Source organism: Serratia sp. SM04 (genome assembly GCF_040280225.1).
Taxonomy (GTDB): domain Bacteria; phylum Pseudomonadota; class Gammaproteobacteria; order Enterobacterales; family Enterobacteriaceae; genus Serratia; species Serratia sarumanii.
In genome coordinates this window covers 950,941-976,841 of the sequence record NZ_JBEOQT010000021.1, presented here as the reverse complement: position 1 = coordinate 976,841, position 25,901 = coordinate 950,941, and the positions used below count along the sequence as shown (strand labels likewise).

Annotated in this window: 24 protein-coding genes; all 24 read left to right on the top strand. The window is 61.3% G+C overall.

All coding sequences use genetic code 11. The features are described 5' to 3' along the window. Window positions 1–37: 37 nt before the first annotated feature. The 24 genes from tagV (at window position 38) to tssH (ending at window position 25,898) form a co-directional block, all read left to right on the top strand. The gene (gene tagV, locus ABTW55_RS19070; protein ID WP_060421546.1) at window positions 38–538 is read left to right on the top strand and encodes a type VI secretion system accessory protein TagV; all 501 of its coding nucleotides are present in this window, start codon (window positions 38–40) and stop codon (window positions 536–538) included. A gap of 29 nt (window positions 539–567) precedes the next feature. Then, window positions 568–1,098: a type VI secretion system lipoprotein TssJ gene (tssJ, locus tag ABTW55_RS19065; protein WP_048321733.1), complete on the top strand. Its 531-nt coding sequence runs from the start codon at window positions 568–570 to the stop codon at window positions 1,096–1,098. Window positions 1,099–1,138: 40 nt separating this feature from the next. Continuing rightward, on the top strand, window positions 1,139–2,485 hold the full coding sequence (tssK, locus tag ABTW55_RS19060) for a type VI secretion system baseplate subunit TssK (protein ID WP_033638522.1): 1,347 nt from the start codon (window positions 1,139–1,141) through the stop codon (window positions 2,483–2,485). A gap of 21 nt (window positions 2,486–2,506) precedes the next feature. Beyond that, on the top strand, window positions 2,507–3,709 hold the full coding sequence (locus tag ABTW55_RS19055) for a DotU family type VI secretion system protein (protein WP_080431134.1): 1,203 nt from the start codon (window positions 2,507–2,509) through the stop codon (window positions 3,707–3,709). After that, complete coding sequence (gene tssM / locus ABTW55_RS19050; protein ID WP_060421552.1) at window positions 3,709–7,344, top strand: type VI secretion system membrane subunit TssM; 3,636 nt, start codon at window positions 3,709–3,711, stop codon at window positions 7,342–7,344. Before ABTW55_RS19055 ends, tssM begins: the two co-directional genes overlap by 1 nt. Window positions 7,345–7,362: 18 nt before the next feature. After that, on the top strand, window positions 7,363–8,082 hold the full coding sequence (gene tagF, locus ABTW55_RS19045) for a type VI secretion system-associated protein TagF (protein ID WP_033647808.1): 720 nt from the start codon (window positions 7,363–7,365) through the stop codon (window positions 8,080–8,082). Between the two features lie 23 nt (window positions 8,083–8,105). Next, on the top strand, window positions 8,106–9,137 hold the full coding sequence (tssA, locus tag ABTW55_RS19040) for a type VI secretion system protein TssA (protein WP_060421555.1): 1,032 nt from the start codon (window positions 8,106–8,108) through the stop codon (window positions 9,135–9,137). A gap of 121 nt (window positions 9,138–9,258) precedes the next feature. Next, complete coding sequence (gene tssB, locus ABTW55_RS19035; RefSeq protein WP_033635026.1) at window positions 9,259–9,795, top strand: type VI secretion system contractile sheath small subunit; 537 nt, start codon at window positions 9,259–9,261, stop codon at window positions 9,793–9,795. Between the two features lie 3 nt (window positions 9,796–9,798). After that, complete coding sequence (gene tssC / locus ABTW55_RS19030; RefSeq protein ID WP_016927259.1) at window positions 9,799–11,304, top strand: type VI secretion system contractile sheath large subunit; 1,506 nt, start codon at window positions 9,799–9,801, stop codon at window positions 11,302–11,304. 67 nt (window positions 11,305–11,371) lie between these two features. Next, window positions 11,372–11,755 (top strand): Rap1a/Tai family immunity protein, encoded by a 384-nt coding sequence (locus tag ABTW55_RS19025; RefSeq protein WP_060421560.1) that lies wholly within the window; start codon window positions 11,372–11,374, stop codon window positions 11,753–11,755. Continuing rightward, window positions 11,752–12,243, top strand: a complete 492-nt coding sequence (locus tag ABTW55_RS19020) for a T6SS effector amidase Tae4 family protein (RefSeq protein ID WP_033653618.1) — start codon at window positions 11,752–11,754, stop codon at window positions 12,241–12,243. The genes ABTW55_RS19025 and ABTW55_RS19020 overlap by 4 nt, the downstream gene beginning before the upstream one ends. Before the next feature lie 298 nt (window positions 12,244–12,541). Next, window positions 12,542–13,024, top strand: coding sequence for a type VI secretion system tube protein Hcp (locus ABTW55_RS19015; RefSeq protein WP_004961372.1), 483 nt, complete (start codon window positions 12,542–12,544; stop codon window positions 13,022–13,024). A 49-nt stretch (window positions 13,025–13,073) separates the two neighbouring features. Beyond that, on the top strand, window positions 13,074–13,577 hold the full coding sequence (locus tag ABTW55_RS19010; RefSeq protein ID WP_071883819.1) for a type VI secretion system amidase effector protein Tae4: 504 nt from the start codon (window positions 13,074–13,076) through the stop codon (window positions 13,575–13,577). Then, entirely contained in the window at window positions 13,574–14,032 is a 459-nt protein-coding gene (locus tag ABTW55_RS19005) for a T6SS amidase immunity protein Tai4 family protein (protein WP_033653617.1), read from the top strand. Before ABTW55_RS19010 ends, ABTW55_RS19005 begins: the two co-directional genes overlap by 4 nt. Window positions 14,033–14,050: 18 nt before the next feature. Next, a complete protein-coding gene (locus ABTW55_RS19000) occupies window positions 14,051–14,398 on the top strand; it encodes a T6SS amidase immunity protein Tai4 family protein (protein ID WP_202637606.1) in 348 nt (115 codons plus the stop codon). 69 nt (window positions 14,399–14,467) lie between these two features. Continuing rightward, window positions 14,468–14,803 (top strand): T6SS amidase immunity protein Tai4 family protein, encoded by a 336-nt coding sequence (locus ABTW55_RS18995; RefSeq protein WP_230199928.1) that lies wholly within the window; start codon window positions 14,468–14,470, stop codon window positions 14,801–14,803. Window positions 14,804–15,283: 480 nt separating this feature from the next. Further along, window positions 15,284–17,026, top strand: coding sequence for a type VI secretion system-associated FHA domain protein TagH (gene tagH, locus ABTW55_RS18990; RefSeq protein WP_060421563.1), 1,743 nt, complete (start codon window positions 15,284–15,286; stop codon window positions 17,024–17,026). Then, window positions 17,026–17,799, top strand: a complete 774-nt coding sequence (locus ABTW55_RS18985) for a PP2C family serine/threonine-protein phosphatase (protein WP_049234725.1) — start codon at window positions 17,026–17,028, stop codon at window positions 17,797–17,799. The genes tagH and ABTW55_RS18985 overlap by 1 nt, the downstream gene beginning before the upstream one ends. Before the next feature lie 28 nt (window positions 17,800–17,827). After that, window positions 17,828–18,814 carry a hypothetical protein gene (locus ABTW55_RS18980; RefSeq protein ID WP_039565453.1) on the top strand — a complete coding sequence of 329 codons (987 nt, stop codon included), beginning with the start codon at window positions 17,828–17,830 and terminating at the stop codon, window positions 18,812–18,814. Window positions 18,815–18,829: 15 nt separating this feature from the next. After that, window positions 18,830–19,651, top strand: coding sequence for a type VI secretion system accessory protein TagJ (locus tag ABTW55_RS18975; protein ID WP_265093611.1), 822 nt, complete (start codon window positions 18,830–18,832; stop codon window positions 19,649–19,651). Window positions 19,652–19,653: 2 nt separating this feature from the next. Next, a complete protein-coding gene (locus tag ABTW55_RS18970; RefSeq protein ID WP_047571529.1) occupies window positions 19,654–20,229 on the top strand; it encodes a type VI secretion system baseplate subunit TssE in 576 nt (191 codons plus the stop codon). A gap of 4 nt (window positions 20,230–20,233) precedes the next feature. Further along, on the top strand, window positions 20,234–22,120 hold the full coding sequence (gene tssF, locus ABTW55_RS18965) for a type VI secretion system baseplate subunit TssF (protein ID WP_049211930.1): 1,887 nt from the start codon (window positions 20,234–20,236) through the stop codon (window positions 22,118–22,120). Next, window positions 22,117–23,187: a type VI secretion system baseplate subunit TssG gene (gene tssG / locus ABTW55_RS18960; protein WP_060421565.1), complete on the top strand. Its 1,071-nt coding sequence runs from the start codon at window positions 22,117–22,119 to the stop codon at window positions 23,185–23,187. The genes tssF and tssG overlap by 4 nt, the downstream gene beginning before the upstream one ends. Window positions 23,188–23,243: 56 nt before the next feature. Then, a complete protein-coding gene (gene tssH / locus ABTW55_RS18955) occupies window positions 23,244–25,898 on the top strand; it encodes a type VI secretion system ATPase TssH (protein WP_060421568.1) in 2,655 nt (884 codons plus the stop codon). The last annotated feature ends 3 nt before the right edge of the window (window positions 25,899–25,901 follow it).

The window sequence follows — 25,901 nt, the reverse complement described above, 5'->3', positions numbered from 1 at the left end:
TATTACACAGCCATTCAACAAGAGCAAAGAGGATATTGTGAAAAAACGGATTACCCTGACGCTGCTGACCACCCTGACGCTTGCCGGTTGTTCCACGCCGCCGCCACCGCCGCCGGCGCTCAATAACGACGCCATCGTCAGCAGTGAGGTCAACGGCGTCACGCTAAAGCACCGCGCCGCGGTGAGCGCGCCGCAACAGTTCAAGCCGATCGGTGAGGAGTACCGCAGCCTGTACGCCGCCAGCATCATGAGCAGCCCGAATTATACCGGCACCGCCGTCGGCAGCCTGGACAACGCCGCCGCGTTCTACGCGCTGGGCGAAGTGGAAAACAACTGGCTGGCGATCTCCGCCATCCGGGGCGGCGACCTGGTGGGTTACATCCAGGCCAACGCCGGCGTACCGGAAGCGCGCTACAAATCGACGCTGCGCAAAGATCTGCCGCGCCGCGCGCGCGCCGCCAAACAGGACTGCGTCAAAGTCGGCGGCGACAGCAAGGCGTGTAAAAACGCCGGCTCAGCCACCTGGATCCTCCAGTAGTCAGCACGCCTGCGGGCGACGAGATTCCCATGATGACGACCCCTATCGCTTCCCGCTGGTGCGGGATGCTGTTTTTGCTGCTGGGCGCGTTGGCGCTCGGCGGCTGCATGTCTTCCGCCAAAAGCGTGCCGTCGCGTTACAGCCTGGTGTTCGATGCCGATCGCCAGGTCAACGCCGCCGCCGGCGCGCAACCGGCGCCGATAAAAATTCGCGTGCTGCTGCTGCGTTCGGATGCGGAATTCATGGATGCCGACTTCTTCAGTCTGCAAAACGACGCCAAAAGCGTGCTCGGCAACAGCCTGCTGGACAGCGATCAGTTCTTCCTGACGCCGGGCCAGACCGGCAAAAAACTCGGCGGGCAAAGCGCGTTGGATGCGCGCTACATCGGCGTGATCGCCGAATATCAAAATCTGGACGGCAAAACCTGGCGCCTTTCACTGCCGCTGCCGGAACCCACCGAAACCAATTTCTATAAGGTATGGCAATTCTCGCCGGATGAGCTGGAAGCGCATATCGTCGCGGGCGTGAGTGGCCTGCGCCCCGTAAAAAAGGTCGACTGACCTACCGCTGCGCTGAAGCGAAGTAACTATAGGTGTGATGATGAAAGATGCTCATAAGGTTGTCTGGACGGAGGGGATGTTTTTGCGCCCCCACCATTTCCAGCAGGCGGAAAACTATCTCGAAGGCTATATGCGCAACTGGGGCCAGGCCCACAGCGGCTGTTTCTGGGGTTTCCTCACCCTGGATCTGGACCAAACGCTGCTGCGCCAGGGCAAGATTGCCCTCAACGCCGCCAGCGGCATCATGCCGGACGGCACGCCGTTTCGCTTCGCCGGCGCCCAGCAGGCGCCCGCGCCGCTGACCATCGCCGAAAACAAGACCGGTGAAAACGTAGTGCTGGCCCTGCCGACCTACCGCGCGGGGCGTGAAGACGTGATCTTTCAGGAAAGCCCGGAGGCGCTGGCGCGCTATCTGGCTTACGAGAACGAAGTCGACGATCTCAACGCCGTCTCGGTGGGCAGCGCGGCGCTGCAGTTTGGCCGCCTGCGCCTGCGGCTGATGCTGGAGAGCGAGCTCAACGCCGAATGGACGGCGCTCGGCGTGACCCGCGTGCTGGAAAAACGCGGCGACAACAGCCTGCGCCTCGATACCGCGCAGATCCCGCCGATGCTGAACTGCCAGGGCAACCCGGTACTGAAAACCTTCATCAACGATCTGCAGGGCCTGCTGCAACAGCGCAGCCAGCAGATGAGCCAGCGCCTGCTGCAGCCGGGCCGCGGCGGCAGTTCCGAAATGGTCGATTTCATGCTGCTGCAGCTGATCAACCGCCACCTCGGCCAGGTGAGCCACGCCTACCACCTCGACCATCTGCACCCGGAGCGCCTGTTCGCCGATTGGCTGCAGTTCGCCACCGAGCTCGCCAGCTTCTCGGCGCAGCGCACCCCGGAAGGCCGTCTGCCGGTGTATGACCACGACAACCTGGCGCTGTGCTTCGGCAAGCTGATGCTGTTGCTGCGCCAGGGGCTGTCGGTGGTGCTGGAAGACAACGCCATTCAGCTGACGCTGGTCGAACGCTCCCACGGGCTGAACGTCGCCACCGTGCAGGACGCCAAAATGATGCGCGACTTCGGCTTCGTGCTGGCGGTGCGCGCCGACGTGGCCGCCGAGGTGTTGCTGACCCATTTCCCGGCGCAGATGAAGATCGCCCCGGTCACACGCATCCGCGATTTGGTGCAGCTGCAGCTGCCAGGCATCGGTTTGCGCACCATGCCCGCCGCGCCGCGCCAGATCCCCTATCACGCCGGCTACACCTACTTCGAGCTGGAAAAAGGCGGCGACCTGTGGAAACAGATGGAAAAATCCAGCGCCTTCGCCCTGCACCTGGCGGGCGAATTCCCGGGGCTGGACATGGAATTTTGGGCGATTCGCAGCCATACGGACCGGTAACCTATGACTCAGGAAAATAGCATGGCGCCGGCGGCCAACCCGCTGGTGGACGCCGCCAACCCGCTGCTGAACGCCATTTCGCAGATCCGCCAATCGGCCATGCACGCCAACCCGGCGCAGCTGCGCCAACAGCTGATCGACGAAATGCGCCGCTTCGAGATCCGCGGCCAACGCGCCAACCTGCCGTACGAGGTGATCATCGGCGCGCGTTATTGCCTGTGCACCGCGCTGGATGAAGCGGCGGCGCTGACCCCGTGGGGCAGCAACAGCGTGTGGTCCGGCAGCGGGCTGCTGGTGACCTTCCATAACGAAACCTGGGGCGGCGAGAAATTCTTCCAGCTGCTGGCCAAGCTGTCGCAAAGCCCGCGCGAGCACATCAACCTGCTGGAGCTGATCAATTATTGCCTGCTGCTGGGCTTTGAAGGCCGCTATCGGGTGATGGAAAACGGCCGCTCGCAGCTGGAAACCATGAAGCAGCGCCTGCTGCAGCTGATCCGGTCGGTGCGCGGCGGCTATGCCCCGCCGCTGTCGCCCCATGCGCTGGATCTGCCGGTACAGCAGAAACTGTGGCGCCCGCTGGTGCCGCTGTGGGCCTGCGTGGCGCTGACCGGCTTCCTGGCTTCGCTGCTGTTCATCGCCCTCAACTGGCGGCTGGGCGACAACACCAGCCCGGTGCTGGCGGCGATTTACCAAACCAATCTGCCGCAGGTGGCGATCGGTAACCCGGCGCCGGCCGCGCCGCCGACGCTGAGCCTGAAAAGCTTCCTGCGCAAAGAGATCGCCGAAGGGCTGGTGGTGGTGCGCGACGAAGCGCAGCAAAGCGTGGTGATCCTCAAAGGCGACGGGCTGTTCGACTCCGCCGCCACCACGGTGCGCGCCAACTATATTCCGGTTATCGACCGCATCGCCGCCGCCATGAACGGCGTCAGCGGCAAAATCCTGGTCACCGGCTACAGCGACAACGTGCCGATCCGCAGCGCCCGTTTCGCCTCCAACTGGGAGCTGTCGCTGGCGCGCGCCGAAGCGGTCAGCGCCCGGTTGCAAAAGCACCTCGCCAACCCGCAGCGGGTCAAGGCCGAGGGCCGCGGCGAAAGCAACCCCGTCGCGCCGAACGATAACAAAGTGAACCGCGCGTTGAACCGCCGGGTAGAAATTACGCTGTTGGTCGCCCCGGAAAATACCCAGGCGGAAATCAACGGCTTGCCGCAAGGAACCGGAAAGTAATGCTCAGTACGTTATTCTCCATCATCACCAGCCGCCTGCTGTGGGGCTTTGTCGGCATTACCGCGCTGGCGTTCATCATCTGGATGATCGGCCCGCTGGTGGCCATCGGCGACTATCGCCCGCTGGAGCCGGAACTCAACCGCCAGATCGCCATCGGCGTTATCTACCTGATCTGGTTCCTGTGCCGCCTGATCCCGCGCCTCTACAGCGCCTGGTTCAACAGCCGCCTGCTGAGCAACCTGCGCGCCGCCGAAGCGGTGCCGGCGGAAGACGGCAAGCCCGAGGTCAAACAAGACGATCAGTTGGCGCAGCGCTTCGACGAAGCGGCGCAGCTGCTGAAAAAGGCGCGCTTCACACCGGGCCAGGGCGACGGCAAACACCGCTGGATGACCCGTTTCAGCCGCCAGTACCTGTACCAGCTGCCGTGGTATGTGATCATCGGCGCGCCCGGCGCCGGCAAGACCACCGCGCTGGTCAACTCCGGCCTGCAATTCCCGCTGGCGGATCGCTTCGGCAAATCCGCGCTGCGCGGCGTGGGCGGCACCCGCAACTGCGACTGGTGGTTTACCAACGACGCCGTGCTGCTCGACACCGCCGGCCGCTACACCACGCAGGAAAGCCAGCGCGAAGAAGACGCCGGCGAGTGGCAAAGCTTCGTCGCGCTGCTGAAAAAATACCGCACCCGTCAGCCGATCAACGGCGTGATGGTGACCATCAGCGTCGCCGATCTGCTGAGCGACAGCGCCGAAGCGCGCGCCGCCCAGGCCAGCGCGCTGCGCAAACGCCTGATCGAACTGCACGAACAGCTGGGCATTCACTTCCCGGTCTATGTGCTGGTCACCAAAACCGACCTGCTCAACGGCTTTATGGCCTACTTCGGCAGCTTCGACAAAGCACAGCGCGACCAGATCTGGGGGTTCACCTTCCCTTACGAGCGCTCGCGGCAGTCGGACTTCAACCTGAACGCCGCTTTCGAACAGCAATACGCCCTGCTGCAACAGCGGCTGGACGCGGCGCTGCCTGATACGCTGCTGATGGAGCACGACGCGCGCCAGCGCGCCGAAAGCTACCTGTTCCCGCAGGAGTTCGCCGCGCTGCGCCCGCTGCTGAGCCAATACCTGGAGCAGGTGTTCGCCACCTCCAGTTTTGAAACCCGCTTTACCCCGCGCGGCATCTATTTCACCAGCGGCACCCAGGAAGGCCTACCGTTCGACCGGGTGATGGGCGAGCTGAACCGCTATCTGCAGCTGCCGACGGCAAACTCAGGGGCGCAGGCCAACGCGGCCTGGGACAGCGTGGGCCAGGAAGCGCCAATCCCGGCGGCCAAGGGCCAAAGCTTCTTCCTGAAAGAGACGCTGGAATCGGTGGTCTTCCAGGAATCCGGGCTGGCGGGCAGCAACCGCTGGTGGGAATACCGCAACCGCGCCCTGCACTGGGCGGGTTACATCGCGCTGGCGGTGATCCTGGCGGTGCTGGCGATGCTCTGGTTCACCAGCTACGGCAACAACAAGGCCTATCTGGCGGAAGTGGCCGCCAAAGTGCCCGGCGTCGAGCGCCAGGGGCAAAACCTGACGCAGTTGGGCAACGGCGACATGTTCTCGCTGCTGCCGTTCCTCAACAGCCTGCTGCACCTGCCGGACAGCCAAAACTTTTCGCTGGACGATCCGCCGTTCACCTACCGCATGGGGCTGTTCCGCGGCGATCAGGTGGGCGACGCCGGCAATGCGCTGTACCAAAAAGCGCTGAAAGAGCTGCTGCTGCCGCAGGTGGCGCAACAGATCGCCGCCACGCTGCGCAACGACAACCACGGCGATGCGGACTTCAGCTACGAAGCGCTGAAGGCCTACCAGATGCTGTATCTGCCAAAGCAGTACGACGGCAAATTCCTGCGCGCCTGGGTGATGCTCAACCTGCAGCGCAACCTGCCGCAGGGCAGCACCCAGAAACAGCTGCAGCAGATCGAATGGCATCTGGGCCAGCTGCTGGATGCGCAGATCCAGGCCTCGCCTTACGCCAAAGACGACCCGCTGGTGGCGCAGGCGCAGGCCGCCATCAACCGGGCGCCGCTGTCGCAGCGCGTCTACGGCCGCCTCAAGCGCCTGCTGCTGAAGCAGACCGACATCAAGCCGGTCAGCCTGGTCGATTTGGCCGGCCCGCAGACCGAGCTGGCATTCAGCCGCAAAAGCGGCAAACCGGTGACCGACGGCGTGCCGGGCCTGTTTACCTCGCAGGGATATTGGAAAGCGTTCAACGACAACATCGATCCGGTGACCGACACCCTGCGCAAGGAAGACGTCTGGGTGTTGAACAGCCAGACGCCGGAGCAGAAGAGCGCCGACCTGACCAAGACCATCCGCCAGCTGTACATGCAGGACTTCATCAGCGCCTGGGATGAGCTACTGGGGGATATCCAGCTGGCCAACATCGGCAACCTGACCCAGCGCATCAGCAGCGCGCGCCTGCTGTCCGGCAATCCATCGCCGATGCGTAACCTGCTGGTCAACGTCAGCAAAAACGTCACCCTGCGCGACGAGAAAAGCGACGCCGACTCCCGCTCGCTGCTGGCCAAAACCGAAGACAGACTGAATCAAAACGCCAACCGCACGCTGGAAGCGCTGTTCACCAACCGGCCGGCCAACGCCGACGGCGACGTATCCGCCCAGCCGGAACAGCTGGTGATGGCGCACTTCGCGCCGCTGCTGGAGCTGGCGCAAAGCCAGGGCGAAGGCAATAAGGCGATCCCTTTCGACAGCGTGCTCAAGCAGGTCGATGAGCTGTACAGCTATCTGACGGCGGTTCAGGGCGCGGCCAACAGCGGCATGTCGGCGCCACCGAGCGACATCATCCCGCGTCTGCAGGCCGAATCCGGCCGCTTGCCGGTGCCGTTCAAACAGATGCTGCTGTCGCTGGCGATCGGCGCCAGCAGCGACACCCAGCGCAAAGAGATGGAGAACGTGAAAAAGCGCATCAGCTTCGAGGTCGGCAGTTTCTGCCGCCAGGCGATCGCCGGCCGTTATCCGCTGGTGGCCCGGGCGCGCCAGGAAGTGACGCCGGACGATCTGGCGCGCATGTTCGCGCCGAACAGCGGGCTGATGGACAGCTTCTTCCGCGACAACCTGCAGGGCAAGGTCGACACCACCCGCGCCAACTGGCGCTTTACCCCCGGCGTGGACGGCAAGACGCTGCCCGGCGGCGAGGGCATCCTGCGGTCGTTCCAGCAGGCGCAGCGCATCCGCGACGCCTTTTTCGCCAACGGCACCGCGACGCCCTCTTATCGCGTGACCGTGCGGCCGGTGCGGATGGATAACGACATCCTCAACCTGACGCTGGATATCGACGGGCAGCTGTTCAAATACAGCCACGGCCCGCAGGTGCCGCTGGTGGTCAGTTGGCCGGGCACCCGCAATACCAACCAGGTGCATCTGCAGCTGGCGCTGGCCAACGGCACCACCGCCAGCCTGGTGACCAGCGGGCCGTGGGCGCTGAACCGCCTGGTGGATATGGCGCAGTCTTCGGGCACCGGCGGCCTCGGCCGCCAGGCGACCTTCAATCTTGACGGCCACCGCGTCACGCTGGAGTTCACGCCCAACAGCATTCGCAATCCGTTCCAACTGCCGGCCTTCTCGTGCCCGTAGCCCCGAAAGGACATGACCATGAGCACTGATTCAAGCGCCCCGACGAGCATCGGCTGGTACGGCAAACTCCCTTCCGCCGGCGACTTCCTGCAACGCCGCCTGCCCGATCCGGTGGTCAACAACTGGGCCCACTGGTTCCATAACGGGCTGGTGAATTTGCAGCGCGATGCGCAGGGGCCGAACGGCCACCCGTTCAGCAACGCACCGGTGTGGAACTTCGTGATCCCCGCCACGCTCGGCAGCCCGTACGTGCAGATGGGTTGCCTGTTGCCGGCGCGCGATCGCGTCGGGCGACGCTACCCGATCTGCGCGCTGCGCCTGTTCAGCCAACAGGATTGGCGGCCGCAACAGCTGAACATGGCGGCGAGCTGGTACCAACAGCTCGGTTATACCCTGCTGAACGGCGTGCGCAACGGTTTCTCCGCCGAGCAGATCGACCGCACGTTGCAGGCGATCCCGGCACTGCCCAGCCCGCCGGCGGAAGCGGATTCCGAGATATTGTCGATTATCGGTTTCCAGCATCCGGACGTGCCGGGCCTCGGCTGGCAACAGGCCGCCGACTGTTTCGACCCGGCGCAGTACACCAGTTTCTGGTGGACCAATCAGGCCGACGGACACCCGCTCTACACCCACGTGCACAGCGGCAACCTCACCGTGCAGCTGTTTTCACTGCTGTTCGAGCCCAACGGCTGGGCGCGCCCCGGCCGCGGCGGCCAGTACCCGCAAATGTTTGATTAACATCGCTCGTTGAAGGAAATTTTATGGCTATCGACACCGATACCCTGCTGACCCCGGTCGACGCGGACAATCCCTGCGGCGACAACCTGGAATACGACGCCGACTTTCTGGCAATGGAACAAGCCGCCACCGGCAAGGCCGAACAACAGTTCGGCAGCACCATCATCCCGGAAGAAGCGCCGGATTGGGTGCAGGTCGAACGCCTCGCGACCTCGCTGCTGACGCGCACCAAAGACCTGCGCGTCATGCTGTATCTCACCCGCGCCTGGACCCAGCTGCGCGGGTTGCCGGGCTACGCCGACGGGCTGACGCTGATCCACCAGTCGATGGCCCGTTACTGGGACGCCCTGCAGCCGCCGCTGGAGTTCGACGGCGAGGCCGACCCACTGTTTCGCATCAACGCGCTGGCCGACCTTGGCGACAAAGCCGCGCTGGCCGCCAGCGTGCGCGCCGCGCCGCTGCTGAAAAGCGCCGCCGGTGAAATCTCGCTGCGCGATGCCGGCGCCCTGCTCGACGGCAGCAAGCAGGAGTGCCCCAACTTTCCCGGCGGCCGCGCACGGCTGCAGGATGAACTGGCGCAACAGGATCGCCCCGAAGGCGCCCTGGTGGCGCGCATCGCCAACACCCTGAGCGCCATTCGCGGCGAAGTGACCCGTCATCTGGGGGAAAGCGCGCTGCCGGAAATGAGCGCGCTCACCAAGGTCTTTTCGCTGGTGGCGCTCGCCGGCCAGAGCGATGCCCCGGCCGCCGCCGAACCCGACGCCCCGCCGGAAGCCGCCGCCGTGCAGCCACTAACCGCCGTGCAGAGCGCCACCGCCCCGCTCAACTGGCGCAGCGCGCAGATCCAGTCGCGCGACGACGCCCAGCTGATGCTGGACAAGGTGAAAAACTATTTTCGTCTTCATGAGCCGAGCCACCCGGCGCCGCTGATGATCGATCGGGTCCAGCGGTTGATTACGCTGGACTTTATGCAAATCGTCCGCGATTTGGCGCCCGATGGGCTTAACCAACTGGAGACCATTCTCGGTCGCCCCGACAACGAGGAGAACAGCTAGCCGCCGACCTTTGTTCTCTTGACGCATCCGATACCGTCTGCCCCTGCGCAGACCCGAATCAGAACCTGACTCTCCCAGCCGGACGAGGCGCGTTCCCAATCGCCATTAGATGGAGTAAATCATGTCAAACTCGAAATCCCGCAGCGGGCAGAAATTCATCGCCCGCAACCGCGCGCCGCGCGTACAGATTGAATACGATGTCGAAATTTATGGCGCAGAGCGCAAAATCCAGCTGCCGTTCGTGATGGGCGTGATGGCGGATCTGGTGGGGAAAGCGGTCGATCCGCAAGCCAGCGTAGAAGAGCGCAAGTTCATGGAGATCGACGTCGACAACTTCGACGAGCGCATGAAATCGCTGAAGCCGCGCGTCGCTTATCAGGTCGACAACACCCTGACCGGCGAAGGCAAGCTGAACATCGATCTGACCTTCGAAAGCATGGAAGACTTCTCCCCCGCCGCCATCGCCCGCAAGGTCGACGCGCTGGACAATCTGCTGGACGCCCGCACCCAGCTTTCCAACCTGCTGTCCTACATGGACGGCAAGAACGGTGCCGAAGAGCTGATCTCCAAGATCTTGCAAAATCCGGCGCTGCTGCAATCCCTGACCGACGCGCCGAAGCCGGCGGTTAACGACGAAAACAACGAGCGTGAGGATTAATCGATGAGCAACTCGCCTCAGCAACAAAATGCGTTGCAGACCACCGAGACTTTTTCCAGCGATGAATTCAGCGCGCTGCTGAACAAAGAGTTCCGGCCGAAGACCGATCAGGCCAAAGAAGCGGTCGAGAACGCGGTGAAAACCCTGGCGCAGCAGGCGCTGGAAAACACCGTCACCGTTTCTTCCGACGCCTACCGTACCATTCAGGCGCTGATTGCGGAAATTGACGAAAAGCTGTCGCAGCAGATCAACCAGATCATTCACCACGACGACTTCCAGAAGCTGGAAGGCGCCTGGCACGGCCTGCATTATCTGGTCAACAACTCCGAAACCGACGAGATGCTGAAGATCCGCTTTATGAGCATTTCCAAGCAGGAGCTGGGCCGCACGCTGAAGCGTTATAAAGGCGTGGGTTGGGACCAGAGCCCGATCTTCAAGAAAGTCTACGAAGAAGAGTATGGCCAGTTCGGCGGCGAACCGTTCGGCTGCCTGGTGGGCGACTACTACTTCGATCACAGCCCGCAGGACGTGGAGCTGCTGGGCGAAATGGCCAAGATCGGCGCCGCCTCGCACTGCCCGTTCATCGCCGGCACCGCGCCAAGCGTAATGCAGATGGAGTCCTGGCAGGAGCTCTCCAACCCGCGCGATCTGACCAAAATTTTCCAGAACACCGAGTACGCTGCCTGGCGCAGCCTGCGCGAGTCGGAAGACGCACGCTACCTGGGCCTGGTGATGCCGCGCTTCCTGGCGCGCCTGCCGTACGGCATCCGCACCAACCCGGTGGACGAGTTTGACTTCGAAGAAGACACCGACGGCGCGACCCACGGCAACTACACCTGGACCAACGCCGCCTACGCCATGGCCGCCAACATCAACCGTTCGTTCAAAGAGTTCGGCTGGTGCACCGCCATTCGCGGGGTGGAATCCGGCGGCGCGGTGGAAAACCTGCCGTGCCACACCTTCCCGAGCGACGACGGCGGCGTGGACATGAAGTGCCCGACCGAGATCGCCATCAGCGATCGCCGCGAAGCCGAGCTGGCCAAAAACGGCTTTATGCCGCTGGTGCACCGCAAAAACTCCGACTTCGCCGCCTTTATCGGCGCGCAGTCGCTGCAGAAGCCGGCGGAATACTACGATGCCGACGCCTCCGCCAACGCCCAGCTTTCCGCGCGCCTGCCGTACCTGTTCGCCTGCTGCCGCTTCGCGCATTACCTGAAGTGCATCGTGCGCGACAAAATTGGCTCCTTCCGCGAGCGCGACGACATGGAACGCTGGCTGAACGACTGGATCATGAACTACGTGGACGGCGATCCGGCCAACTCCTCGCAGGAAACCAAGTCGCGCAAACCGCTGGCCGCGGCGGAAGTGCAGGTGGAAGAGATCGAAGACAACCCGGGCTATTACAGCGCCAAGTTCTTCCTGCGCCCGCACTACCAGCTGGAAGGCCTGACCGTCTCCCTGCGCCTGGTGTCGAAGCTGCCTTCGCTGAAGCAAAACGACGCGTCCTGATGGGCTGAAGTCAGGCCGCGATAGTGCGGCCTGGCTGATACATCAACCTCATCACAGGGAAAGAAAGATGAAGACAAAACGGTTTTATCTGGCATCGCTGTTGGCTGTCGTCTGCTCGCTCTCCGCCACGCCGCCAGCTTTCGCAGAGCAGACATCGATAGCGCATTTGACGTCCGATGATGTCAATCTGCCAGGCAGCGACTTTTTCCGTTTCTATCGCAGTGCAGATAAACAGGAAAAAGAGAAAGCGCGAATTTATTTGCTGGGCGTGTTGGACGCGACGGAAGGAAAAAGCTGGTGCCAATACAGCCAGCTACAAACCGTCACTCTGCAGGAGTTTGTGTTCGAATTCTTTAATAAACTTCCCGCTGCGCGCCTGCACGAAAGGGCTGCCCCCCTGATTGAAGAGGCTCTTGCAACTCGCTTCCCGTGCAAAGGAGGCAAAGCATGAAACCTTTATATCGTCAGCTAAAAAGCAGCCATTACTCCTCTGATTACTCTAGCCCGGGATATTTGGCAGCAGAAGCCGTTTACGCTGAGATTGGTTATGAGCTTGATACGCTTCTAAAGCAAAACCCTGGTTATGCCAATACCTGTGCCGTCCGCATGAGCCTGGCGCTGTTGAAAGCCGGCATCAGCTTCAAAGGCCGCCTGCCAATCAAAAAAGGCGCCTATAAGGGTAAAACGATTGAACCTGGAGCCAAACTGCTGGCCGATCAGTTGCATCGCTCCAGTAGTTTTGGCAAAGCCAACATTTTCTTTAATGCTCCAGATGCAGAGAAGGGTATCGGTAATAAAAAAGGCGTCGTGTTCTTCAATAAAATAACCAACTATGATGGCGGACACATTGATCTTATTGAACCAGAAAACTCGCTATTGACCTGCCATTCCCATTGCTATTTTAACTGCAAAGAAGTCTGGTTTTGGGAATTAAGCTAGTGTTCCATCAGCTGACCAGTAAAAGCATGAGGTTTGGTTTAACTGCATGCTTGCTCATAGCAGGCAATCCAGAACGCACATGGACCAAGATAACGCGAAATAATTAAGCATTGAGCCATTAGCACTTAATAGTGGCTCGGTAACCCGTACCGATAGTTTTCGGTATTTAATAAGGTGCATGGCACAAGGATATAAATTGGTAATGCATTACCACACTTGCAATTCCTGCTGCTATTACCTGAGTTTTTCAACGTAACGTTAATACTACTGTTAACCCTTAATAAAGAGTGAAGAAACTATGGCTATTGATATGTTCCTGAAAGTTGAAGGTGCCAGCGGCGAATCTAAAGATTCGAATCACAAAGGCTGGACCGACATTACTTCTTTCTCCTGGGGCGCTTCTCAACCGGGCAATATGGGCGTTGGCGGCGGCGGTGGCGCCGGCAAAGTGTGCTTCAACGATCTGCACGTTAACGCGCTGGTCGACAAGTCAACCCCGGCGCTGCTGAAGCACTGCTCCAGCGGTAAGCACCTGACCAAGGTTGAGTTGTCTGTCTGCAAGGCGGGCGGTACTCAGGTTGAGTACGTTAAAATCACCCTGGACGACGTGCTGGTCACTGCAGTGCAGTACACCGGCGCAGGCGGCGAAGACACCGTGGGCGTCACCTACTCCTTCCAGGCGGCGAAAGTGAAACAGCAATACTGGGAGCAGAGCGACAAAGGCGGCAAAGGCGCCGAAAGCAGCGCAGGTTGGAACATCAAGGAAAACCGCGAAGCTTAATTTGTATGCCCCCCGGTTACGGCCGGGGGTCTAATATAGGGAAATAACAATGAATAATAACCGCCCCATTTTTTCAGCCGCATGGGCTGCAAGCACTAAAATATATAACGCGCAATATTCAGCTCAGAATGTTGCCGAGATTATCGGTGGGCGTGTAGCCATGAATATTGCGCCTAATGGAAAGTGGGAAAACACCTGCGCTGTACGCATGAGCTACATCTTGAATAAATCTGGCTTTCCCATTCCTTATGTAAAAGATCAGACCGTATCAGGTGCCGATCGTCAATGGTATTTTTTTAGAGTTAAAGATCTTATCGCTTATTTGACAAAGATCTGGGGCAAACCCGACCTTCGAGTCAAGTTCCCTCCTCCAGGTGGTGGTGAATTAGCAGGAAAGAAGGGGATCATATTGTTTGAAATTGCAGGTTGGAGCGATGCCGGAGGACATGCTACGCTCTGGAATGGGAACGGCGATTGTTATGATCATTGTTATTTCAATGAACCAGAAGCTCGCTATACAACAAATTACGCTAACTTTTGGGTATTGAGATGAAAAAAATCCTTATCTCCTTTTTTTGTCTATATGCCACTTGTGCTATAGCACAGAAAAATCAAGAAGAACCTATTGAAAAGTGGCCACCGCAGGCAGCATACAGAAACTATTTGCAAAACTATAAAGATATCGCTCTAACCTACTGCATTTCAGTCGCTTATAAGACATCACCAGAAGCCAGCAAAGATGCAATTGCCTCATCGAATGGAATCGATGCGTGGTCATACTATGCAATTCGTGATGAAGAATCCCCTATCATTGCGCTGACAAAGCAGTACTTGCAAAAGAATTACAATGCTAAGGATGGGAAAAGCCGCTTAGACTTAATGAAGTGCATGGATATGTACCATAGTAAAGATCTTGACAAACTTGCGAAAGACTATGTTCAGCGCCCTAATGATAATTGGGTGAAAGACAATCCGGATAGAATAAATGAAAATCCTCCTCGGAAATAATCAGTGAAAAGAATCTTACTGACTGTGGCCATCGCCGCAACGTTGAACGCTAATGCAGCGACAAAAATTGACTACTCCCCTGCCGAGTACCTCAAAAACTACGCGCTTAGCGTTTGTATCGCCGAGGGGTACTCAGCAAAAGAAGTCAAAAACGATGCCGCCGCTGCCGCCAGGGGTTACATGGAGTTCGGCGATTATTCTCTGGAAGCGCATACCGCTGTCAGGGCGCTGGCAAAAGAATTTCTGGCAAAGCCCTATGACAGCATGTCTGGGGAGCCGATGACGATGGCAAAGTGCATCGATCTTGTACATAGCCAAGCGTTGCAAGCCATCATCAAGAAGTACCAAGGGAAAGACGACAACTGATATCAAAGTTGCTCAAACGACGGCTCGTATCAAAGGTTATCTCGGATGAGAAGATATACGTACTTTTTAATGTCTCTGCTGCTCGGAAGCCATGTAGCCCTTGCTGAAAACTCGCTCAATGCTTTATCGCAAGAGGCACTATATAAAAATTGGTTAACCAGCCGCTGCATTGGGAAGTCCATTGACTCAGAAAGAACCAAGCAAGACGCCTTCCGTTCCGCTTCCGCCTATTTAGAATTGAGTAAACTGCCGATGGATGCATTTGAACAAGGTGAAAAACTGGCTGAACAGTACGCAAATAAAAATAGCCAAGGCTCAGTTCAAGGGACTTACCATACTTTAGATTGTCTTTCACTGCAGAACGCCAGTGAAGCTGAAGCCATTTTTAAACGTTACTCTAAGTAATAGTCAGGATTGTTGAATCCAATTTCATAAAGTTATCAACTCAAGAAAATTAAAATTTATTGATTATTAACATGACTCCAGACGTCACGCTATCAACTTACTCATATGGATTCTTACTTTCCTATTTTTCATTGTCACTCATAACTTTAGTGGCATTATATTACTTAAAAAAATTATCGGCTCGCAAACACAATTATCCATTTTTTGTTTTCAACTGTCTCATTGTGGTTGTCATGGGTGTCATACAGCTCTCAATTTTTGCATACGGGAATGATTTTCTTAATCTCTTCTACCCACTAGGCAACGATAACTATGACTCTATACACTACGGCAGTTTGATATTCACCTTTATCTACTTAACTCAACTACCAAAAAAAACCTATTACAAAAAAGAAAAGAATAGAAGTTAGCCATCTGATTAGATGACTAAATCAACATACGCCCAAAGCAGTCTAAAATCCCCATCAGCAGGAATGCCTTATGCGATTTTCCATTGTAAAAAATAAAAGCGGCCAGGTTCCGCCGCAGAGCAGTTGCGATTTTCTGCCGCCGGGCGGCACCATCGGCCGCAGCGTAGACAACAACCTGGTGCTGCCGGACGAAGAGCGCGCCATTTCTCGCCTGCAGGCGATTGTGCATATCTCCGCTGACGGCGAATGCCGCATCACCAACCGCGGCAACGTTACCCGCGTGCTGCTGAACGACATTCCGCTGGAACGTGGCCGCCAGGTTGAACTGCAGGACGGCGACGTGCTCGGCATCGACGATTACCAGATTGAAGTCAGCGCGCTGCAACAGCACGCCGCGCCACAGGCTCAAGCGGTGGCCAAGGCCGCCGCCGTTGCCGCTGTTACGGCCCCTGCAGCCGCCGCCAAAGAAAAATCCGCCGCGCCAATCCCCAACGAAATCTGGGACAGCCTGGTGGAAGAATTCACGCCGAATGCGCCGGCCGCCGCCACAGTCACACCGCCGCCGGTCGCCAATCCAGGCAACCACCCGCTGCTGGATACCCCCGCTCGCGAGCTGAACCCGGCCGATCCGCTGGCGCAGTTGGCGGGCGATGTCGATCTGCGCCAGTTGCAACAGCAGCAAACCGATCCGGCGGCGCTGTTCAACACCGACACCACCTTTGAGCGCGAACACATCCTGGCCGATACCACCCCCAGCGCGCTGCTGGCGGAGCAGGCTGCGCCGCCGCGCCCGGCGGCTCCCACCCAAAAAACGCAGCAACCGGAGCAAGAGCTGGATCCGCTGGCGCTGTTCGGCGGTTCATCCGCTCCCGCTTCGCCAGAAGCGTTGAACAGCAACGATCCGCTGGGGCTGCTGATGGGCGGCGCCGTGCCGCTGGCCCAGCCGGAGGAACCGGTACAGCCGCCCGCGCCGCCGTCTCCGCCGCCGATCGCCGCACAACCGCAAGCGCCGCGCCCACAGCCGACGCCACCGCCCGTGCAAATCCCCGAGCCGCAGCCCCAACCCACGCCGCAGTTCAGCCAGCAGGAACCACCCGTGCAGCCGCCCCGCCCGCGCCAGGGCAACCGCCTGGGTATCGATCCGGTTGCCTACCAGTCCGCCCAGCGGCAACATGCCGCCGCGCCGAATGGCGACACATTGGAAGGGCCGTTGCTGGCGGCGCTGCTGCAAGGCATCGGTCTCGACGATCTGCAGCCGCAGCCGCACTTCGACGAACAACAGATCCGCCAGGCCGGCCGCCTGCTGAGCCTGTTCTCGCAAGGCACCGTCGCCCTGCTCTCATCCCGCTCGATCCTCAAGCGCGGCGTGAAGGCCGAGATGACCATGATCCTCGACGAGGCCAACAACCCGTTCAAGCTGCTGCCTTCGGGCAAAACGGTGCTGATGCAGATGTTCGGCAGCCAGATGCCGGGCTTTATGCCGCCGGAGCAGGCGGTGCGCGACGCGCTGATCGACCTGCAGGCGCACCAGCTGGGGATGATCGCCGGTATTCGCGCCATCATCGCCGCCATGCTGCAGTCGTTCAACCCGGAGCGTCTCGAAGAGGAAGCGCGCAAGGAAGGCGTGGCGCCGCGCCTGTCGCTGCCCGCCAACCGCAAGGCTGCGCTGTGGGACTACTTCGTGAAGAACTATCAGCAAACCTCCGGCGAGATCGAGGACGATTTCCACACCCTGTTCGGCGAAGCCTTCCTGCACGCCTATGACGTTGAAGTGAATCAATACAAAGACTCACAGACCAAACCGGACGCGTAATGAATATCACCATAGCCTCTACCTCCAACCAGGGCGGCCGCGCCTCCAACCAGGATCAGACCGGCGAGGTGCTCGGCAACCGCGCCGCCTGCTTCGTGGTGTGCGACGGCATCGCCGGCTTTCCGGGCGGCGATATCGCCGCCAAACTGGCGCGCGACACCATTTTGCAAAACTTCGACGGCGAAAAGCACCTGAACGCCCAGAGCATTCGCCAGCACATTACGCGCGCCAACGCCGCCATCCACCAGCAGCAGCGGCAGTCGGACGAATACAGCAAGATGGGCACCACGCTGGTCAGCCTGTTTATCGATCGCGATTATCAGCTGGCCTACTGGGCGCACGCCGGCGACAGTCGCCTGTATCTCTTCCGCCGCGGCTACCTGCATGCCGTTACCACCGACCACAGCCTGATCCAACAGATGCAGGACGCCGGTTATCAGACCAACGGCATCAACAGCAACCTGCTGTATTTCGCACTGGGGCTCAATGAAGAGCGCGACGCCACCTACAGCGACGTGCTGCAGCTGGAAGACGGCGACGTTTTCCTGCTGTGCACCGACGGCTTCTGGCACAGCTTCAGCCAGGCCGAACTGGAACAGTCGCTGCACATGGTCAACTCCCCCAACGAGTGGATCGCTCTGATGCAGCAGGCATGGAAGAAAAACAATAACAGCGATAACTACAGCGCTATCGCCGTCTGGATTGGCTCACCGCAGGAAACCACCCTGCTGCATTCGCTGGCGGATGCGGAGCGGTTTCTGAGCCGCGACTGAGCAGCGCACATTCACAGCAAGGTTCACTATGAAATATTGGATGCCGGGGCTCGTCGCCCTGATGGCGGTGCCGACCGCGCAGGCGATGAACTATCGCCTGGTTTACTCCCCCAGCCAGAAGCTGGAAGTGTTTATCGATGACGTCAAAAACAGCAATCCGGCAAGCTGGTGCGGCAAAAGCATCCCGCTGCGCATCGTCTCGGCGCAAAGCCAGGATCCGGCGGTGCTGAACGACTTCCTGCCGCGCGTCGGCAATCTGCTGGAAAAGCAGTGCCCGAAAACCGGCCACCTGCCCTGGACGCTGACCGACAAGCGCGGTGAGAAGCTGGCCAGCGGCGAGGCCGCCAAAGCGCGCGGCTGGAAACCGGTGGTCAAACAGGAGGCCGTCGAGCAGCCGCAGACCCCGCCGCAGCCGGCGATCCCTGCGGCGGTAGCCGTGACCTCTCCGCAAGCGGACACCGCGCCGGCTCAGCGTTTCAGCCTGCCGCAGGGCTGCCACTTCCGCACCTTCTGGCGTGACGAAGCCAACGGCGGCGCGCTGTTCATTCCCGCCGGCGACGCGCTGCGCTGCGGCGAGGACGGCTGGCTGCAGGGCAGCGGCGCGGTCACGCTGCAACAGGGCGGGCAAACCCTCTCGCCGACGCTGTGGTTCCTGCAAGGCTATCCGCTGGCGCAGATCAACGGCGGCGATCGCGCGCTGACCGTCGTCAGCGCCAACGCCCAGCGGCTGGTTCTGGGCGGCAACCCGCAGGCGCCGGGCAGCTTCCTGCTGCTGAGCTTCGAACCGAAGCTGCACGCGTGGGCGTTCAACGGCGAAGCGATCGTTGAAATGCCGCGCGTCGACGCCGCAGACGAGAACAAGATCAAACAGCGCCTGCAGCAGGCGCAAACCGCCTGGCAACCGCTGCTGAGCGCCCCCGCTCCGCTGACCTTCAAGCTGGTGGAAAAGCTGGCCGCAGACCGGGTCGATCCCGCCAGCGGCAGCTACCTGTCGGTTAACGGCGCCACTCACTGATTATAAGGAAAGCCTGTGAAATCATTAGCAAGCATGCTGCAAGGCCAGTCGATCGGCGCGGCCATCACCGCCGTCGAAAACGATATCAAGGCGAAACCGGCGGATGCCGACCTGCGCGCCGCGCTGGTGCAACTGCTGTGCCTGAGCGGCAACTGGACGCGCGCCAACGCGCAGCTGAAATCCTGGCAGGCGTTGAAACCGATCGCTCAACCGACCACGCTGCTGCTGATGCAGTCGGTCAACGCCGAGCTGCAACGCCAGGCGGTGTTTGCCGGCACGGCCGCGCCGGCGCTGCTGCGGCAGGATCAGCCCTGGCTGAAACTGATGGTGCAGGCGCTGCATCAGGATGCGCAAGGGGCGGCCGAACAGGCCCAGGCGTTGCGCGATGAAGCGCTGGAGGCCGCCCCGGCCGGCGCCGGGCGGTTAACGCTGGCCGAAGGCGACCAAGAACGGCAACTGCGTTTCGACTGGCTGACCGACGGTGACGGCCGCCTCGGCCCGGTATGCGAGCTGGCGCTGAACGGCGTTTACTACTGGCTGCCGTTCGCCGACATCGCCGCGATCCAGTTCCAGGCGCCGCAGAGCGCCATCGATCTGGTGTGGAGCCATGCGCTGGTGCGCCTGACCGACGGCCGCGAACAGGTGTGCCAACTGCCCGCCCGCTACCCGCTGGCCGAAGACAGCGACGACGCGCTGCTGCTGGGCAAACGCACCGAATGGCAACCGCTGGGCGACGGCACCCACTATGCGGGGCTGGGCTTGAAGACCTGGCTCAGCGAAAGCGACGAATTCCCGCTGCACAGCCTGCGGCAGCTGAGCTTCGACGCGAGCGCCTGACCATGAACGACAAGCGCCCCCCCCACTACGACGGCGGCGATCTGCACCGCCAGGGCTATCGCTATCGTCAGGACAGCGAACGCCTGACGTCACGCGACAAAATGCAGCCGGTGCTGCTCGACATGCTGACCGACGACGAGCCGCAGAAAAAACAGGAGGCGCAGGTGCGCAACCTGGTGTCGCACAGCGAACTGCGCCGCCGGGTGCTGCGCGATCTGCAGTGGCTGTTCAACTGCGTCAACAGCGAATCCAATCTGGATCTCGGCGATTTTCCGCAGGTGCGGCGCTCCACCCTGAATTACGGCATCGCCTCGCTGGCGGGCAAGCGCATGTCGGACATCGAATGGCTCGACATTCAGCGCGCGCTGACCGAGTCCATTCTCCATTTCGAGCCGCGCATTTTACCTGAGGGGCTGCAGGTGCGCTGCATCTCGGACACCGGCTCACTGGAGCTGCACAACGTGTTGTCGATCGAAATCAAGGGCCGCCTGTGGTGCGTGCCCTATCCGCTGGAGTTTCTGTTCCGTACCGATGTGGATCTGGAAAACGGCCACTTCGATCTGAAAGACATAGGGTAAGGCGATGGACAGTAAACTTTTAGACTATTACAACCGCGAGCTGGCCTATCTGCGCGAGATGGGCGCCGAGTTCGCCGAACAGTACCCGAAGGTCGCGGGCCGTCTCGGCATGCGCGGCATCGACGTGGCGGATCCTTATATCGAGCGCCTGATGGAGGGCTTCGCCTTCCTCACCTCGCGCGTGCAGCTGAAAATGGACGCCGAGTTCCCGCGCTTTTCTCAGCGCTTGCTGGAGATCATCTACCCCAACTACCTGTCGCCGACGCCGTCGATGGCGATCGCCGAACTGCAGCCGGACAGCAGCAAAGGTGACATCAGCAACGGTTTCGTGGTGCCGCGCGGCACCATGATGGACAGCCAGACGCTGAAGAAAAGTGGCATCACCTGCAGCTACGCCACCGCCCATGACGTCACGCTGCAGCCGGTGCGCATCGCCGCCGTCGAGCTGGGCGGCATTCCGGCCGATATCCCGTTGGCCTCGCTGGGGCTGCAGCACAGCGGCTGCGTCAGCGCGCTGCGCATTCGTCTCGAGTGCTACGAAAGCGTGACGCTCAACAACCTGCAGCTGGATCAGCTGATGTTTTACCTGGCCGGGCCGGACATGCAGGCGCAGCAGCTGCTGGAACTGCTGATGCAGCACAGCGTCGGGCTTGTCTGCCAAACGGTGGAGCCGCAGCCGCAGCGGCGGGCGCTGGCGCTGGACGGGCTGCGGCAGGAGGGCTTCGCCGCCGAACAGGCGCTGCTGCCCAACGACCTGCGCAACTTCGAAGGCTACCGGCTGCTGCAGGAGTACTTCGCCTTCCCGGCGCGCTTCCAGTTCTTCAGCGTCAACGGCCTGCGCCCGCTGCTGCAAAGCGTGCGCGAAGGGAAAAAGGCGCTGCGCCAGTTCGAAATCGTGGTGCTGCTGGATCGGCACGACGCCGCGCTGGAGCGGGTGGTCGACGCCGCCCATTTGGCGCTGCACTGCACGCCGGTGATCAACCTGTTTCCGAAGGTCGCCGAACGCATCGCGATCAACGAAAAAAACCACGAATACCATCTGGTGGTCGACAATATCCGGCCGCTGGATTACGAAGTGTTCTCGGTGCAGCGGCTCGGCGGCAGCGCCAGCGAAAAACGCTACGAGCAAGAGTTTCGGCCGTTTTACAGCACCCTGAGCGCGGACGACGGCAACTATGGCGCCTACTTCTCGCTGCGGCGCGAACAGCGCACGCTGTCGGAGCACGCCCGCCGCTACGGCACCCGCACCGGCTATGCCGGTTCGGAAGTGTTCGTGTCGCTGGTGGACGAGCGGCAATCGCCGTGGCACAGCGATCTGAAATACCTCACCGCCGACGTGCTGTGCACCAGCCGCGACCTGCCGTTGATGTTGCTGCAACAGGATCAGGGCAACTTCGTGATGCCCGATTCGATCCCGATCAAGCAGGTCTCGCTGCGCAAAGGCCCCACCCCGCCGCGCCCGGCGCTGGCCGAAGGCATGATCACCTGGCGGCTGATCAGCCAGCTGCAGTTGAACTACCTCAGCATGATGGACGGCGATCCGGAACAGGGCGCCGCCAGCCTGCGCCAGCTGCTGGGGCTGTACGGCAACCTGAGCGAGCCGGCGATCGCCAAACAGATCCAGGGCGTGCGCCACTGCAACCTGCGGCCGGTCTATCGGCGAGTGCCGGAGCCGGGCCCCATCGTGTTCGCGCGCGGCATCGCCATCGATCTGACGGTCGATGAGCAGGCGTTCTCCGGCAACAGCCCTTATCTACTCGGCAGCGTGCTGGAGCGCCTGTTCTCACGCCTGGTGGCGATGAACACCTTCACCGAGATGACGCTCTCCAGCCAGCAGCGCGGCGAAATCGCCCACTGGCAGGCGCGCATGGGCAAAAGGACGCTGATATGAGCGCGGAGATGATTGCCACCGAACTGGCGCCGCAGCAGATCAACGCGCTGTATCGCCTGCCGGACGACTTCTGGCCGCGGCTGCGCAGCGCGCCTTACAAGCACGATCTGTTTCAGCTGCTGCGCCGCATCGACGCCCAGGGCGGCCAGCCTTACCTGCTGGGGCGCGCGCCGCTGCCGCGCCACGAGATGCTGCGCCTGGGCCAGGAGCCGTCGCTGTCGTTCGCGCCCTCCACGCTGGCGCAGGTGGCGCCGCGCGCCAACAGCCCGCTGCACGACGTCTCGATCTTCAGCTTCGGTCTGTTCGGCCCCAACGGGCCGCTGCCGCTGCACCTGACCGAATACGTGCGCGAACGGGTGTACCACCACCAGGACACCACCCTGCTGGCGTTCACCAACCTGTTCCATCACCGGCTGACGCTGCTGTTTTACCGCGCCTGGGCCGACGCGCAGCCGACGGTGTCGCTGGATCGCCCGGACAACCGGAGCTTCGACGAATACCTGTCGAGCCTGATCGGCATCGGCCAGCCGGCGCAGCAGGAACGCGACAGCATCAACGCCCACGCCAAACATTTTATGGCCGGTCATCTGATTCGCCACAGCCGCGATCCGGAAGGCCTGAGCAAGATTTTGCAGCAGTATTTCAAGGTGCCGGTGCGCATCGTCGAAAACGTGCCGCACTGGCTGCGGGTGGAACCGCGCGAACAAGCTCGGCTCAAGGCCGGGCGCGGTGCGCCGCGGCTCGGCGAGTCGGCCTTTCTCGGCATCGCGGTGCGCGATATTCAGCACAAATTCCGCATCGAGCTGGGGCCGATGCCGCAGCAAGACTATGACCGCTTCCTGCCCGGCGCCGACCTGTGCCGGCAGCTGCGCGACTGGGTGCGCCAATATCTGGGCATCGAGTTCGTCTGGGAAGTGCGCCTGATCCTGGCGAAAGAACAGGCGCACGGCATCCAGCTCGGCGGCGCGCAGCGACTGGGCCTGAGCAGCTGGCTGGCCGACGATCGGCGGCAACGCGATCTCGACGATCTGATCTTCAGCCCTGAACCGCTGGAAAATCCGTTCTGACCCTATTTCGGCCGGCGCCCTACGGCGCCAGGCCACTCTGAGACCTGAGGAAAACCATGTCTGAAATCAGCCGCTCGGTATTATTTGGCAAACTGGATAGCCTGTTATTCACCTCTCTGGAAAGTGCGACGGCGTTTTGCAAGCTGCGCGGTAACCCCTACGTCGAACTGGCGCACTGGCTGCATCAGCTGATGCAATCGCCGGACGGCGATCTGCAGCAGATCGTCCGCCACTTCGCGCTGGACGAGGCGCAGCTGGCGCGCGATATCGTCGAGGCGCTCGATCGCCTGCCCCGCGGCGCCAGCGCCATTTCCGATCTGTCCGAGCACATCGACAGCGCGGTAGAACGCGCCTGGGTCTATGGCTCATTGAAATTCGGCGCGGCGCGCATCCGCGGCGGCCACCTGCTGCTCGGCATCCTGAAAACCTACAGCCTGCGCCATCTGCTGAAGGCCATTTCCCCACAGTTCGAGCGCATCAACGCCGATCTGTTGATGGAGCAGTTCGCCGCCATCACCGCTCACTCGGCGGAAAACACCCAGGATGCGCCGGCGGAAAGCGGCGTCGAGAACGTATCCGGCGCGGCGCGCAGCGGTGAAAGCGTGCTGGCGCAGTATGCCCAGGATCTGACCGCCAGAGCGCGCAACGGCGAGATCGATCCGGTGGCCGGGCGCGATGAGGAGATCCGGCAAATCATCGATATCCTGATGCGCCGCCGCCAGAACAACCCGCTGCTGACCGGCGAGGCCGGCGTCGGGAAAACCGCGGTGGTGGAAGGCCTGGCGCTGCGCATCGTGGCCGGCGACGTGCCGCCGCAGCTGCGCGACGTGAAGCTGTGCCTGCTGGACATCGGCATGCTGCAGGCCGGCGCCGGTGTCAAAGGCGAGTTTGAAAAACGGCTGCAGGCGGTGATCGACGAAGTGCAGTCCAGCCCGACGCCGATCATCCTGTTTATCGACGAAATTCACACCCTGATCGGCGCCGGCGGCGCCCAGGGCACCGGTGACGCCGCCAACCTGCTGAAACCGGCGCTGGCGCGCGGCCAGCTGCGCACCCTCGGCGCCACCACCTGGTCGGAATACAAGAAATACATCGAGAAGGATCCGGCGCTCACCCGCCGTTTCCAGGTGGTGCAGGTGCATGAGCCGAGCGAAGACAAAGCGCTGCTGATGCTGCGCAGCACCGTCAGCCCGCTGGAGCAACACCACCGCGTGCTGCTGCTGGATGAAGCGGTGGACGCCGCGGTGCGGCTTTCGCATCGCTATATTCCTGCCCGCCAGTTGCCGGACAAGGCGGTGGCGCTGCTGGATACCGCCTGCGCGCGCGTGGCGGTCAGCCAACATGCCGAGCCTGCTCAGGTCGAAGACTGCCGCCACCGCATCGATGCGCTGCAGATAGAGTTGGATATCGCCCGCCGCGAGGCCAAGGTCGGCATCGGCGATCCCCTGCGCCCGCAGGAGATTGAAGCCCAGCTGACCGCGCTGCGCCAGGAATTGGAACAGCTGACCGACCGCTGGCAGCAGGAGCTGGCGCTGATCCAAGAGATCATCACACTGCGCGCACAGCTGCACCAACAGGAAGCGGAGCCTGCCGACGAAGAGACGCAGGCTGGCCCTGACGCCGACGCGCTGCGAGCTCAGTTGGGCGAACTGCAGCAGCAGTTGAGCGCGCTGCAGGGCGAAGCGCCGCTGATCTTCGCCGCCGTCGACGCCAACATCGTGGCGGCGGTAGTGGCCGACTGGACCGGCATCCCGCTGGGCCGCATGGTGAAAAACGAGATTGAGGCGGTGCTGCAACTCTCCGACACCCTGAACCAGCGCGTGATCGGCCAACGCCATGCGCTGGATCTGATCGCCCGCCGGGTGCGCACTTCGCGGGCGCGGCTGGACGATCCGAACAAGCCGGTCGGGGTGTTCCTGCTGGCCGGGCCGTCCGGCGTCGGCAAGACCGAAACCGCGCTGGCGCTGGCGGAAACCCTGTACGGCGGCGAGCAGAACGTCATCACCATCAACATGAGCGAATTCCAGGAGTCGCACACCGTTTCGACGCTGAAAGGCGCGCCCCCGGGCTATGTCGGCTACGGCGAAGGCGGCGTGCTGACCGAGGCGGTGCGCCGCCGCCCTTACAGCGTGGTGCTGCTGGACGAAATCGAAAAGGCGCACCCGGACGTGCATGAAATCTTCTTCCAGGTGTTCGACAAGGGCTGGATGGAGGACGGCGAAGGCCGCCATATCGATTTCCGCAACACCATCATCATCCTGACCTCCAACGTCGGCACCGATCTGATCGCCGGACTGTGCAGCGATCCGGAGCTGCTGCCGGAGCCGGATGCGCTGAGCGGCGCGCTGCGCCAGCCGCTGCTGTCGGTGTTCCCGGCCGCCTTGCTCGGCCGCCTGCTGGTGGTGCCGTATTACCCGCTGACCGACGCTACGCTGGGCAACATCGTGCGCCTGCAGCTGGGCCGCATCCAGCGTCGCCTGGCGGAGAATCACGACATCGTCTGCACCTTCGACGACGCGGTCATCGAGCAGATCGTCAGCCGCTGCACCGAGGTGGAGTCCGGCGGCCGCATGGTCGACGCCATCCTGACCAACACCCTGCTGCCGCAGATCAGCCACACCCTGCTGACCGGCAGCGCCAACGACCAGCGCTATCGCCAGCTGCATATCGCGCTGCAGAACAACGAATTCATTTGTCAATTTCAGGCATAACGC